This window comes from Sphingobium trunci, assembly GCF_022664535.1.
Lineage (GTDB): Bacteria > Pseudomonadota > Alphaproteobacteria > Sphingomonadales > Sphingomonadaceae > Sphingobium.
Map to the genome: position 1 here is coordinate 1 of NZ_JAKUJY010000015.1, position 13,391 is coordinate 13,391.

Here is a 13,391-nt window from a genome sequence, read left to right on the forward strand (position 1 = left end):
CGCCCCCCCCCCCCCCCCCCCCCCCCCCCCCCCCCCCCCCCCCCCCCCCCCCCCCCCCCCCCCCCCCCCCCCCCCCCCCCCCCCCCCCCCCCCCCCCCCCACCCCCCCCCCCCCCCCCCCCCCCCCGCCGATCAACCGTCGCTTGAACGCGATCACGTTGGTGATCCTTTCCGGGGCCTTCGGGTTATCCGTTCCCCTTCGGAATGCCTAGGGCGAGATGGGAGACCATGCTGGGTACGTCGACGCTGCTGATGGCGGCCGCTTTCGCTGCCGCAGGCATCGTCTTGATGATGCGATCGGCGCTCGCGCGATCGTGGAGGACGCGATCCGCATCAACGAAGCTCCTATTGGGCGCATGGCGCGAAATGTTCAAACGGCTGCTCTGCAGGCTGCATTGACCAGGGACGGACCTGCGCAGACATACGCTAAGCTCCGTTGGGAAACGAAGCACCGATTTCCAAAGTCAACGGCTGACCGCCGATAGCGCTTCGCCGGTCAAGCTGCCTCGGCAATCAATTCCGACATCGCGCGTCGCCCCAGGACAACGCCTGAGACCATTAGCGGTACAAAAGCCACGGCGCACAACGCAATCGAATATCCCAGGCTCTTGTCAGATCCGAAAAGATTTGTGGAGAGCAGCGCTATTAATGAGGGCCCCACGACGAGTCCGGGAATGCTCACGACGAGCAGGAACAAGCCACCCATTCGCCCACGGAATTGGTTGGGCGTGGTCATCTGGATTGCCGCTGCGACATATCCCGCATTACCGAACATAACGAGGAAGGGAATGGCGATCAGCGCCAGCATCAGTGCCGGGCTGGGCACGAGGAAGGCGACCACTATTGATGGAATCGAGATGGTAAGAGACCAGCCAAAATATCGGAAGGCGGCGTCAGGAAGCCCCTTTGCAAGCAATTTGTCAACATACCATCCGCTGAAAAGCTGGCCCGCACCCCCTGCCGTCGCGACCGTCAGGCCGATGGCCGTTCCGATTTGCACCGGCGTCCAACCAAAACCGCGTGCCATGTAGCTCGGGCCCCACAAGACCACGGCGTTGGCAAGCGTGGAGCAGGGCGCAAATGCTAATAAAATCGCGGTCCACAGTTTCCAACGCAAGCGGACAAAAGTAATCGCATCGCGCCAGCTGGTTGCCTTTGCGTCTTGACCGATCAGTAGGCCCGTCCGCTTCGGTTCGGCGATTGCAAAGATGAGCAGTGCCAGAGGAATCCCGGATAGACCGATTACCAAGAATACCACTTGCCATGCGCGGGTTGCACCGAAGATCGGTAGATCGATCGGCGGCATGGACGACACCAAAGCGATCACGCCCCCGCCAACCACCATGGAGAGCCCCGCGCCCAATACGGTTCCGAGCGTGAAGATGGCGAGCGCAAGGGAGAGGCGGCGACGCGGAAAGACATCGCTGAGCATCGAATATGTTGCGGGCACGAGAGTCGCCTCGCCTATCCCGACCGCCATGCGCGCGACGAAGAGGTGGCCGAAGCCGGCGGCCAGCCCGCACGCCGCCGTCGAGATCGACCAGAGCGTCACGCCGGCATAGACGATGAGCCGCCGCGGATATCGATCGACCACACTGCCCATGAGGAGCGCGAAGACCGTGTAGAGTGCCGCGAAGGACAGTCCCATGAGAAGACTGATGCGGAAATCATCGATCTGCAAGTCGCGGCGGATCGGATCGACCATCATCGCCAGGATCTGACGGTCCAGAAACGACAATATGTAGAAGAGCAAAAGCACACCGAGGGTTGCCCATGCGGCGAAAGTCGCCTTCGTCGGCGCAGCCTGAACGCGCTCTGCTGTCTCGATAGCCATGGGCATCCTCCATTGCGGCTTCTTACGCGCTCTCATTGGCCCGTCGCGCAGATTGGTAGCGGTGCCCCCGCCGATGGGCCAATACAAGGCGAGGATCGGGCAATTCCCTAGCCGTATCGCTGCAGCCAATCTTACGACAAATACTCAGCAGCTATTGTATCGGTCGCGACCAATATCGGACCCGTGATCAGCCCCGGAGTTAGCGCAGCGCCAAATCCTATCCGCTCTGGGATCCCGCTACTGCTCCTCCCGGGCTGCGAGCGATTGCTGCTGTGACTGTCGTCATTCCCTGAAGAATCTGGCGACTGGAGCGCCGCCGCGCGACCGGTCCCGATATCGATCAACGCGAGCCGAAGGGGACGCGCACCGAGCCGCCGAACATTCGCGGCGGGGCAACCGTGCTGCTGTAAATGCCCAGCGCGGCCGTCGCGGCGGCACCGCCCGTATAATAGAATTTGTTGGTGACGTTCGTCACGAACAGGGCCAGATCTAATCCGCGCCCGGCAACATTGCGCCAGTCTGCCCGTAGATTGAACGTGCCATATGCAGGATTGACTCCGAGATGGTTCAGGCAGTTGTTATAGAAGCCGGCGATGCCGCAATGAGCCGTGTTAATTTCTGCAGGGTTCGTCTTCGACTGATAATAATAACTGCCCAAGACAGAGAGGGTTCCTCGGCTGCTATCGTCTATGATGTCTAAGCCGACCGAAGCGTTGAGTGTGTGTCTTGCGATGTTCGCGAACACGCTGTCTGAAACGTCAACGGTTTCCCGACCGCCTGGAACAGTGAAAGAGTCTGTGAAATTCTTGTATGTCGGATCGACATAGGCATAGCTGACATTGAACGTCAGCGCCCGCATCGGCCGTACCATCAAATCGACTTCGATGCCTTTCACATCGGCGCTAGCGGCATTGACGATTTGGCTGGTGAAGCCACCCGCCGCGGTCAGCGCAGCAATCGATCGCTGGGCGTTATGCAGCTTGTCGTAGAATGCGGCGAGATTCAGTCGTCCGGTCATTCCGCTGGCCGCAAAATCCGACTTCAGGCCGATTTCGAAGCTGTTGACACCTTCCGGTTTGTAAGGGATCGGAACCAGCGCCTGACCAACTGGCGGCGTCGGAGGGTTCGGTGCGAAGCCTCCGGATTTGTAACCGTGACGATAGGAGAAATAGACTAGCAGATCGCGATTGGCCTGGAAGTTGATGCCACCGTTATACGTCGCGCGGGTGAAGCTGGCCTCGTACATCCCGGTAGCGGGGGTACGGCAGGCCTGCTTGTTTTCGATGGTCGTGACAACGCGATTTTGGTTACAAATGTAGGAAGGAACGGTTACGCCGCGTGACGTCCGGTTGTAATAGACCACCCCGCGCTCATCCCGCGTCAAGCGGAAGCCTGCAGAAAGCGAAAGCCCGTCCGCCAGCGAATCGAGCTTGAGATCGGCATTGACGAAGCCTGCATAGCTCTTGTTCTTGGCGCTATATTCTTGGGTCGAATAGAGGGGAAACAGCGCCGGTGAAATATCGGCGACAACCGCGAACTGCGTCGCCGCCGCGTAATCATTGGATGTGGAAGAGCTGTAATAACCACCGAGAATATAATTCAGGTTTGATGTCTCCCCCTGGACCTGAAATTCCTCCGAGAACAGCTTTGCCGAAATCTCGCCGGGAAACCCGGAGAAGGACAGGCGGTTCCCGTCGGTATCGTTGGTATAACGCGAGTGGATATCCCGATAGCCGACGATATTCTTCAACGTGACGTCGCCAAAGAAGGAACTTGCCCCGAGCTTGATGCTCGTCAGGTTCTGAATACCGTAGACGTCGTCCTTGGAGTATAGAGGCAGCGAACTCTCATATTCATATTTTCCAAATGCCTGAACACGGAGGATCTCCGCATTGAGGCGAGCTATCGCGACCGGCGCGGCAGCGGCGCCGAGCGTCGCGGATGGGACGCCGCGAGTATCTATGAACAATGCCTTGGTCGAATTGCCCACCGAGCTGTTGTGGAAATACGTGCCAATAGTCGTCGATGAGACCGAATTCGAAGGCTCCCAGAGTAGTGACACGCGATACGATTGAGCATCGATATCATTCGCCCGCTGATCGAAGTTTAGCCCGTGCATATAGCCTTTACGCTTCGTCGCCTTGCCTCCAACGCGCAGCGCCAGGGTGTCGCCGATCGGCAGGTTGATCACCGCTTCGATATCGCGAAGGCCATAGTCACCGAGTCCCAGCTGGGCATATCCCTCTAGCGTATGACTGGGCGCACGGGGCGTGATCAGGATCGCGCCGCCCGTGGTATTGCGGCCGAACAAGGTTCCCTGGGGACCTTTAAGAACCTGCACGGATTGAAGGTCGAAGAAAGACTGATTGGTACCGGTCGGAAGCGACTGGCCGACTTCGCCGAAATAAACCGTGACGGCGGGCTCGGTCAGAATGTTGACGTTGTACGCCCGCTGGCCGCGCAGGGCGTATACAGGCGTGCTGCCGCCGCGCGTGGTCGTCGTGATCGAGAGCGACGGGGCGACACGAGTCAGATCCTGCATCATCACGATATTGTTAGCGCGCAAACTTTGCTCGCTCACCAGCGTGATGGCGACGGGCACCTGCTGGACATTTTCCTCGCGGCGGCGCGCGGTGACGACGATCTCGTCCCGTCCATCCGCTTTCTCGGCGGATGCGACAGGCGATGTGGGTTGGACAGCGGTCTGGCTGAATGCCTGCGTCGCCCCAAAAAGCGCAGGCAACGCGGCACTCAGCCTGAGCGCCCGCTTAATATTTGAATTATTTGCCATTTCATCTCCCCCCTGCCGGTGACCCGACCTATGATTTGATCGGTAACGAGTCGTTCCGATTTCTGTAATTGTCGTTCGTCGACTGAGCCGCTTTCGCGAAACCGCAGGCGATCAAGTGCCATGGTGGGCTACCGCTAGGATCCTGCACACGGCCAATTCAAATTGAAGAAGGCAGCATTCAAGTCCGCTATTGGGTGCCTTGATCAGCTTCGCCGTGGATCTCGGTTCGAAAGACGGATTCGACCTTGTCGGTATCCGCCAGTATTTCGATCGGTATCGCGAAATCAAGACGCTGGGGCGGGAGGCACGAGCTGCCCGAGCAAGCCTGGTAGCGTATCGTACCGCACAGCTCATACTGTCCTGGCTGCGTCTGCAGCGACCCGAGCACTTCGCTCAACCCGGCTATGCGACGGCTACCATGGACCGGTGGGCTCCACTTCAGCCGAAGGCGGCCGGCGGCCGCAAACACGCCCCGGTACACCGGCAGAACATCGCCGAGCGCTTCCAGCTTCTTCTCCTCTGGCACCGGAAAGCTCACATGTTGCGCGCCAATCAACTCGCCAGAAAACTCGAGGGAGAGCGGCGCGTAGGGCTCGGGGACGCTGCTGGCATAAAGGTTCCATTCTGGCCGTAGCGAAAACTCGGCGCGGACGGCAATCTCTTGCCCCGTGTGAAGCCGTGTCGACGAAAGCCAAATTCGAACCTCGAGTTCGGCTGTCTCAATGACCACACCCGCAATATCGGAAGCGCCGAGATGCTCGAACGCAAGGGTGGTTGCGCTCGGTCTGTGCCGCAGGTCGTCGGTAAAGAATTTCGCGACGATCGTGCCTTCCGCATCGAGCAGGACGTGCCCCGGGAATGGAATCCTCCCATGATTCTGCAACGCTACCTGCTCCGGGATATTCGTGTTGAGAATACCAAGGATTTCACAGAATCCGGCGTCGATATCGGCGAGGATCGGGTATCCCAACTGCGCAAATTCCGCGAACTTACGCACCAGCGCTGGCCCGTCCGGCGCGATTGCGATTACGTTGATACCACGTTGCGCGAGTCCATTAACGGCATCGGCAATCTCGGCAAGTTGATTCCGGCAATAGCCGCACCAGTTCACCGAGCGCACGAACACAATTAACAGGCCGTTTGGGCCGGTGAGGTCAGTGAAACATCGCCTCCGCCCATTTTGATCCTTAAGATCGAATACGGGCAAGCGGCTTCCCACCGGTGGTCCGGATTGCACGTTGCCGTTCTGAAAATCGAAGTGCGACAGGAAATCCGCCATTTCGACGGGCTCACCAGCGATGATCGCCTGCATGGACCTCTGATAATCTTCGGCATTATAATTCATATAAAATATGCCTTACGACTGTGAACTGTTAATATTTCAACAAGACCGCATTTGACCGTTATTCGATTAGGAATTAAAAGTAAAGATCATAATTTACGTGCGGCAATATTGAATCTATATTGCTTAACAGATTTGTCGCATTGTCTAGTTCCACCAAAAATCATCCAGTAGACTTGATGATTATGCCGGCTTATGTGACGTACCGTTCAAAGCCAGGAGAATGAGATGCAATTGCCAGCAGCGTTCGAAGAGTTGAAGCGGAGCTGGCGTACATTGGCAGGGGCAACAATAGGCGTGTCGGGGGGTATCGCTGCGCTGGTTTTTTATAGTTTCTCGGTTTTGACCGCCGAACTCGGTACCCGCTATGGCTGGTCCCGCAGCCAGCTTGGTCTGGCGCATATGGGCTATGCTTTCACGCTCGCTCTGGCGCTGCCCGTGGTCGGCACCATCGTTGATCGGCGTGGCGCGCTGAGGATCATCGCGCTCTCCATCGCGGGAGAAACTATGGTCTTGCTGGCGCTGGCGCTGGCCCCCGCGCAGGTCTGGCTCTTCATTGCGCTTCAAATAGCGCTGGCCGCGGCTGGCGCTGCGACCACTCCGCTGGGTTATAATCGAGTCATTTCGGAGCGGTTCGATCGGCTGCGCGGTTTCGCGCTGGCGTGTATCGTCTCGGGAAACGGGCTTTGTGCGCTCTTAATTCCGATAGTCACGTCGCGCCTTATACAAGCATATGACTGGCGGGCGGCCTATGTCGCGCTGGCAGGAATTGCTGCGTTGTTGGGCACTTCGGGCTTGCTGATCGTTCGATCGGAGCAGCCGTTGTCCGCGTCCGCTGATGAGGCGGTTGAGGCCGCCACGAAGACGGTTGCCGTGTCACTTTGGCCCTTGCTGCGTCGCCCCTTGTTCTGGCACCTGCTTGCCGGCTTCTTCATCGGCACACTGGGGACATCGGGATATGTCCCGAACATGGTACGGATGCTGGGAGAACTGGGCCTGCCGACGAGCCGCGCGGCCGAAGTACTGGGCCTGACCGGCCTGGCGGTGCTGTGCGGACGCCTGGGAACGGGGTTACTGATCGACAAGCTGTTCGCGCCGTGGGTGTTGGTTGCCAGTATGGTTGCGACGGCGGCGGGCCTTGCCGGTCTGGCAATCGATGGCACCGCCTTTGCCGTGCCTGCCGCCCTTCTGCTCGGTTTCACCGTGGGTGCTGAGCTCGATATCCTCCCCTATCTTGCGACCCGGTATTTCGGGGTGGAGAATGTCGGCAAGGTCTATGGCGCGCTATACGCGAGCATCATTGCCGCTTCGGGTCTATCGCCGGCGTTCATTGGGATTATCGCCGATCAGTTCGGATCTTATCGTCCGGCGCTTTGGGTGTCGGTCGGCATGTTGATCCCTGCCATTGTCATCGTCGCTACCCTGCCGCGTTACGCCCGGCCGTACGCGACCTCCACACTCGCGGCATGAGCTGACGAGATCCAACAGCTATCGATTATACCGGAAACTGTATTTGACGATGAATGGCCATGTACTGATTGGGCTAGCTCGGAAAGGCGATGGTCATTCACACCGCGGCCATCGTTAGCCCGCGCGGACGGCCGCAGCAGTACATCTGGGCAGCGGGACGTCCGCGAGAAAATCTACCCGGAAAATGCCCCCCCCGAAACCCGCAGCGGCAGCTTTACCGCTGGCGCGTATATTGCCGGCGCGTGGCGGTCGAGGATCGATGCCCATAGCAGCGAGAATCCGTCGGACGTTCGTGACATATTCGGCGAATTTGGTTGGGCCGAAGCCAGCGATGCTGCAGCGGCGCTCGTCGCTGCGCGCGAAGCGCTTCCCAAATGGCGGCGCCGCAATCCGCAGTTTCGTGCCAACCTGCTGCGTTGATCGGTGATCGTTTGCTTGCGGAACGGGATGCTTGGTGTGTTGATCGCACGCGAGGAAGGGCAAACGTTCGTCGAAGCGCGGAAGTACAGGGGCGAAGGGCGCCGGAAAGTTTCAGCCAACTGGTCTCTATTTTGCCAACGCTCCAGACGTCGTGGCCAATTTGGAAAACCGCGTTGACGCCACCTGAGATATGGTCGTCACCGAACTGTCGATAATCGCTTGGCAGGCAAGCCTTTAGCGGGCGATGATCGAGAAGCTCCGGCGACGTGTCGAAGCCATCGGTCAGACCAAACAGTCTCGACAGCTGCAGGAGCGTCGCCACAAGTCCGGTTTGTTGAACGGCAGTCTCCATTTTTGGCTCGGTGCGGCTATTCCGAGCGACCAGGTAACCAAGAATTTTCGACGGTTCGATGTCGCCTCCGGCGACGCGACCTTTGCATTCGACTGCGGAGGAGAACGGGTACCCTAGCAAGCGCTCTCCTTGTTCATCCAGACCGAGGCGAGCCGCAGCGGTGGCCGCACCCATGACAAAGGGTGCCTGACGATCGCATACGGCGACGAGCGACCGGTACCCTCCCTTAGGCGTTCGAATGGACCTGCGACATTTTCTCCGCCAGATCGACAAAGACGGTCACGATATCTTGTTGCATGGATCGGCTCCTAAATGGCTCAACGACCACATTATTGCACAGCGACGCCGGCGCAGGGGTCGTTCACCACATCACGGCAGAGCCACCGAGCTCGGCTTTCACACGATTTGCATGATCTTGATTTCATTCGAGGCCGCCTGATCGGAAGTGGTCCCATAAACTCACGATAGATTTTGCTATTTCACGTCTGAAGTTCAATTCGAGGTCGGAACCTAAGCGTCGAACTATCGCGCCATATCGATAATGAATTGGATGATTCGGCAGCGGAAACGATATCGCGGCAATGGCAGATCAAACGGCCAAAAGTTAAATGCCGAGACATAAGTATATCTCCGGCAAGTGGGGGAGGTATAGGGATGAACAAGGGAATAAGCCGGCTCATTCTTCTGTCCGGTGGCGTTTTTGCCTGTGCTGGGTCAGGTGGCATCGCCCATGCCCAGGCGTCCGAATCTGGGAACGAGGTCAGTAATGCTCAGTCGACTTCGTCCGTCTCAATCCCCTCTCAAACACTGAGTACAATCGTTCCATCAGCCAAGCCAGCGGAAGTCCAGGACATAATCGTCACCGCGCAACGCCGCGAACAGCGCCTGCAGAATGTGCCAATTGCCGTGACAGCCCTTCCGACCGCTGTGCTGGAGCGAAAGCAGGTCGTCGACGTGATCAGCCTGTCGAAGGCGGTACCGGGCATGCACAGCCAGCAAACTTTGTCACCGGCCGAGATCTCGATATCAATTCGCGGCGTCAGTCAGCTGGTGCCCAATGTGACGATCGATCCGCCGATCGGCGTCTATGTTGATGGGGCGTATACAGCCATCAACGCGGGCTCTAACGCCGCGTTGATCGACATGGAGCGTGTTGAGGTACTCAAGGGCCCCCAAGGGACGCTTTTCGGGCGCAACACGATTGGCGGCACTGTGAGCATCACGACCGCAAAGCCGACCAACAAGCTCGAGGGCTACGTTCAGGCCACCGGCGGAAATTATGGAGCGTGGGGGCTGACGGGCGTCGTTAACTTGCCAATCGTGCATGACACACTCGTTGCGCGAATTGTCTATCAGCACAGCCGACATGGAGGATATGGCGAAAATCGCGTCACGGGAGCGGAGACCGCGACTAATGAACAGGATTATCTGCGCGGAACCATCCGCTATCGGCCTACAGAGGAAATTGAGGCGCTGTTCACCGGATCCTATATAGATTCACGCGGAAACGCGGCGCCAGCTCGTCTGCGCTATTTTGATCCAGCGGCGACACTTGGGCCCGGCTTACCGCCCACTAATGCCCTCTATCCTGCGCTGTCTGGCAATCCGGGCGACCTTATGACGAACTACATCGGAAAAGGGGGCTTCTATGACAGCTTTTCCGACCTTAATGACAGATATAGGTTAAGACAGTATAATGCGACTGCGACAATCATCGCTCATGTCGGTGATAGCGTCTCGCTGAAATCGATCACGGCTTATACGCACACGGTGTACGATACCCAGGCCGATATCGATGGTACGCCATACAAGTTTTTGGAATTTGTCAACAATCCCGTTAGAGCCAAGCAATTCTCCGAGGAGATTCAGGCTTATGGTGATTTGGGTAAGCTTAGTTACATCGCCGGACTATATTATTTCGACGAGCGGGCCAGTCAAATTGGTTATGGCCAGGTCCTCACCGCGCTTGCACCAACCGAGAACGTGAGCGGTCCGTTTGTACGCAATCGCTCTTATTCTGGCTTCGGACAACTCACCTATGAAATCGTGCCGGGCCTCAGGCTGACCGGCGGCGTACGGTATGTCGTCGATACTCGCCAGGTCAATTATATCGATCACGCACAGTTTCTTGATACGGGCGGGTTCGCTTATTGCCAGCTTGCCAATCAACCCTTCAGCCCCAGTGAAGCCGCTTGCTCCTACAAACGACGCATTCGCTACCATTACGTGCCTTTCACTGCCGGGATCGACTACCGCGCTAGCCCGGACATTCTTGTCTATGCCAAGGTATCGAAAGGGTTCCGCTCTGGCGCTTTCAGTCAATCCGGTCCAGCCGCGATCGCGCCGTCCGCAACGGTTACCATAGGGCAAGCGGCGGCGGCCAATCAGCGTGCCCTCGATGAATTCGGACCGGCGGCCCCCGAGAGTGCGCTCAGCCCGGAAATTGGCGCAAAGTTCGATCTCCTTGACCGCAGGCTCCGTGTCAATGTCGCTGCCTACTATACGGACTACAAAAATTTGCAACTGTCCGTGAATCTCCCGACTGACCCCGGATGCCCGAACTGTACTGTCGTATCTAAACTCACGAACAGCGGGGAGGCCCACATTTGGGGTGGAGAGGCTGAGGTTACGGCGCTTATTGGCGCCTTCCAGCTCGATCTTTCGGCCGGCTATACCCATCCCCAATATGTTCAGGGTCCCAACGTGGGCTCCCCGATCGTGAACGCCCCGAAATTCAATGGATCAGCCACCGGCACCTATCCTATCACGTTCCGAGCCGGAACCTTGTCGCTTTCGGCAACCTACTCATATCGTTCGCGGACCGTCTTCTTCTCGCTTTCGCCAGGGCTCCCCTCCTCCGTTTATGCAGATGTGTCGCAAAAGGGCTACGGCCTGCTCGACGCAAGGGTGAGTTTCGGGTTCAAGCGATTGCCAGCAACGATAGCGATTTTCGCGAGCAATCTGACGAACAAACACTATTACGTCGCAGCGTCCAATTTTGGTGCGCCATTGCTCTTTGCGGATGCATTCCCGGGCGTTCCGCGCCTTATAGGAGGCAGCCTGAGAATTGACTTTTGACGATGTAGCAGCGGCTGCAGAGCCCAGGCAGGGTTAACAGACCTCGGGAGAGAGATAAAGCAGCAGCTCTGCATCCGTGAATTCGGTTCTCGTCTAAGGGTACACGGTGAGTCTGGCCGGGAGGCCGCCTTGCACGCCGATGCCTGGAGCTGAGCTCCCTCGTAAATTGGCTTTACGTCCAGAGTCTAAAGGGTGCCTCCTGGTCGCTCGTCAGCCGACCGGAGGCCATCTCTTCAGAAACACGCCGGCGTTTTCTAGGCGGTCCGAAAGCTCCGTGACCACAATCTCCAGAGCGTCGATCTCACAATCATTCTGCCTTGCCGGGAGGGCATTGCCATGCGTAATCGAGCAGGCAGGCAAGCTGCGAGGCGGTCAGCGGCACAATCCCGTCCCTTGCCGACGGCCACACGAACCGGCCCTGCTCCGGGCGCTTGACCATTAATCACGGCCCGGTACCATCCCACCAGACGAGCTTGATCCGGTCGGCGCACTTGGCTCGGAACAGGTAATTCACGCCTGACTATGGATTGCTACGATACTCATTGCCGGCGAGTGCCGCCAGCGCATCGGGACCTCTCCAAAAATCCACCGGGCGCATCGCGACCATCACCCGCGCGCCAGCATCAGGTCTGATCATCGCCTGAGCGGCTGCACCACCGCCGTGACTAGCTGACCACCGCTATGCCTTCAGCGCCGCCGTGATCGCGGCTGGCGATGCCGACGGGAAAATGCTCTCCCGCCGGCCACCCGCCAGATCGACGACGATCACTGGCGACAGATCAGCACCGGCCGGACGCCTGTCTGTGACCATGACGGACTCGACGAAAACCGGGTCCGCTAAAGCCGCCGTGGCCTGCTCTGCGGTCGCTTCGACGTGTAGATCTGCGCGGCCGAGACATCGTGCCGCCGCGCAACCTGCGTTACCACCGCACCTGGCGAAAACGCCTCGCCGAGAATCTGCAGGCGCTCGTCGTCACTCGACCGCCGTCGCCGTTCAACCTGCGAATAGACCGTAACCTGGCCCATCGACCGCTCCTGAGTGCGCGCAAAAGAGCGCTCTTGAGCGCGCTGATAAGAGCAGCTTCCGCCCGCACGACAAGGCAGGTCTCGTCGTAACCGTGGTGCCGAGGCCGCCTTGCGCGGTTGGGGGATGAAGGGCTGATTGCCGCTCGGATAGGGAGCGGCGATGGATAACGAGATAGAAGGTGGACCAGCGAGCAGTCATATGAGTGCTCATCCGAGCGGTCGTATGAGCACTCGGATCGAGGTCGTTGCGGGTCGGCGCCGCTGGACAGTGGAGCAGAAGCTGGCGATCCTGCGCGATGCCTTTGGCCCCGAGGGTTCGGTTGGGGACGCCTGCAAGCGACACGCGATCGGCAGCGGGTCGATCTACACCTGGCGGCGGCAGGCGATGTCGGGTGAGCTTGGCGGTGGCAGACCAGCAGCATTGCCCACGTTCGCGGAGGTCGAGTTTTCTACCCCGGTTCCGGCACTGTGGGCGCCCGGCGGTCATATCGGGATCGAACTGCCCTCGGGCGTGAAGCTGACCGTGGACGCCGGTGTCGATGCCGAGGCCTTGGCACGGGTCATTGCCGTTCTCACGCGATGATCCCACTGCCACCTTCCACCCGGATCTATCTGGCCTGTGGCGCCACCGACATGCGCAAGGGCTTTGACGGTCTGGCAGTGCTGGCCCAGCAGGTGCTGGAACAGAGCCCGCATTCTGGTGCGCTATTTGCCTTCCGGGGCAAGCGTGGCGATCTGGTGAAGTTGCTCTGGTATGATGGCCAGGGCCTATGCCTGTTTTCCAAGCGGATGGACCGTGGCCGGTTCGTCTGGCCAGTGACGAAGACGGGCAAGGTCGGCCTGACCTCGGCGCAGCTTTCGATGCTGCTTGAAGGCATAGACTGGAGACGCCCGGAACGGACAGCCGCGCCGCTGCTGGCGGGCTAAAAAGTGCGGATTCCTGTGGGTTTATCTGGCATCGACAGTGCCGCTTTGATACTATTCCAGGGTGTCGGATCGAGGCTCTTCCCCCGTCGATAAGGACGCCCGTGTCAACGGGCACCGAAGTTTCCCCGGAAGTGGGCGCTTAAAATTCCCTG

The 13,391-nt window shown here is 58.8% G+C and carries 9 protein-coding genes; 4 read left to right on the forward strand and 5 right to left on the reverse strand.

Annotated features, from left to right (window positions below):
• Window positions 1–495 precede the first annotated feature (495 nt).
• The 3 genes from MJ601_RS13620 to MJ601_RS13630 form a co-directional block, all read right to left on the reverse strand.
• Window positions 496–1,833 carry an MFS transporter gene (locus tag MJ601_RS13620; RefSeq protein WP_242127313.1) on the reverse strand — a complete coding sequence of 446 codons (1,338 nt, stop codon included), beginning with the start codon at window positions 1,831–1,833 and terminating at the stop codon, window positions 496–498.
• A 340-nt stretch (window positions 1,834–2,173) separates the two neighbouring features.
• Window positions 2,174–4,624 carry a TonB-dependent receptor gene (locus MJ601_RS13625; RefSeq protein ID WP_242127315.1) on the reverse strand — a complete coding sequence of 817 codons (2,451 nt, stop codon included), beginning with the start codon at window positions 4,622–4,624 and terminating at the stop codon, window positions 2,174–2,176.
• A 187-nt stretch (window positions 4,625–4,811) separates the two neighbouring features.
• The gene (locus tag MJ601_RS13630) at window positions 4,812–5,936 is read right to left on the reverse strand and encodes a peroxiredoxin family protein (RefSeq protein WP_242127317.1); all 1,125 of its coding nucleotides are present in this window, start codon (window positions 5,934–5,936) and stop codon (window positions 4,812–4,814) included.
• 258 nt (window positions 5,937–6,194) lie between these two features.
• Between MJ601_RS13630 and MJ601_RS13635 the strand changes: the two genes are divergently transcribed.
• Window positions 6,195–7,436 (forward strand): MFS transporter, encoded by a 1,242-nt coding sequence (locus MJ601_RS13635; protein ID WP_242127319.1) that lies wholly within the window; start codon window positions 6,195–6,197, stop codon window positions 7,434–7,436.
• Between the two features lie 214 nt (window positions 7,437–7,650).
• On the opposite strand, the gene MJ601_RS13640 is transcribed toward MJ601_RS13635, so the two are convergent.
• Window positions 7,651–8,382 (reverse strand): hypothetical protein, encoded by a 732-nt coding sequence (locus tag MJ601_RS13640; RefSeq protein ID WP_242127321.1) that lies wholly within the window; start codon window positions 8,380–8,382, stop codon window positions 7,651–7,653.
• Window positions 8,383–8,862: 480 nt separating this feature from the next.
• Here MJ601_RS13640 and MJ601_RS13645 point away from each other — a divergent pair, with 480 nt between their 5' ends.
• Window positions 8,863–11,286: a TonB-dependent receptor gene (locus tag MJ601_RS13645; RefSeq protein WP_242127323.1), complete on the forward strand. Its 2,424-nt coding sequence runs from the start codon at window positions 8,863–8,865 to the stop codon at window positions 11,284–11,286.
• Between the two features lie 837 nt (window positions 11,287–12,123).
• On the opposite strand, the gene MJ601_RS13650 is transcribed toward MJ601_RS13645, so the two are convergent.
• Entirely contained in the window at window positions 12,124–12,312 is a 189-nt protein-coding gene (locus MJ601_RS13650) for a transposase (RefSeq protein ID WP_242127326.1), read from the reverse strand.
• Between the two features lie 223 nt (window positions 12,313–12,535).
• On the opposite strand from MJ601_RS13650, the gene MJ601_RS13655 reads away from it, so the two are divergent.
• The gene (locus MJ601_RS13655) at window positions 12,536–12,895 is read left to right on the forward strand and encodes a transposase (protein WP_242127329.1); all 360 of its coding nucleotides are present in this window, start codon (window positions 12,536–12,538) and stop codon (window positions 12,893–12,895) included.
• Window positions 12,892–13,239, forward strand: a complete 348-nt coding sequence (gene tnpB / locus MJ601_RS13660) for an IS66 family insertion sequence element accessory protein TnpB (RefSeq protein ID WP_009824048.1) — start codon at window positions 12,892–12,894, stop codon at window positions 13,237–13,239. Before MJ601_RS13655 ends, tnpB begins: the two co-directional genes overlap by 4 nt.
• Window positions 13,240–13,391 lie beyond the last annotated feature (152 nt).

Bases quoted from the DNA above. Each gene is read 5' to 3' on its own strand.
- MJ601_RS13620 (WP_242127313.1), bottom strand. From the start codon at position 1,833: ATGGCTATCGAGACAGCAGAGCGCGTTCAGGCTGCGCCGACGAAGGCG.
- MJ601_RS13625 (WP_242127315.1), bottom strand. From the start codon at position 4,624: ATGGCAAATAATTCAAATATTAAGCGGGCGCTCAGGCTGAGTGCCGCG.
- MJ601_RS13630 (WP_242127317.1), bottom strand. From the start codon at position 5,936: ATGCAGGCGATCATCGCTGGTGAGCCCGTCGAAATGGCGGATTTCCTG.
- MJ601_RS13635 (WP_242127319.1), top strand. From the start codon at position 6,195: ATGCAATTGCCAGCAGCGTTCGAAGAGTTGAAGCGGAGCTGGCGTACA.
- MJ601_RS13640 (WP_242127321.1), bottom strand. From the start codon at position 8,382: ATGGGTGCGGCCACCGCTGCGGCTCGCCTCGGTCTGGATGAACAAGGA.
- MJ601_RS13645 (WP_242127323.1), top strand. From the start codon at position 8,863: ATGAACAAGGGAATAAGCCGGCTCATTCTTCTGTCCGGTGGCGTTTTT.
- MJ601_RS13650 (WP_242127326.1), bottom strand. From the start codon at position 12,312: ATGGGCCAGGTTACGGTCTATTCGCAGGTTGAACGGCGACGGCGGTCG.
- MJ601_RS13655 (WP_242127329.1), top strand. From the start codon at position 12,536: ATGAGCACTCGGATCGAGGTCGTTGCGGGTCGGCGCCGCTGGACAGTG.
- tnpB (WP_009824048.1), top strand. From the start codon at position 12,892: ATGATCCCACTGCCACCTTCCACCCGGATCTATCTGGCCTGTGGCGCC.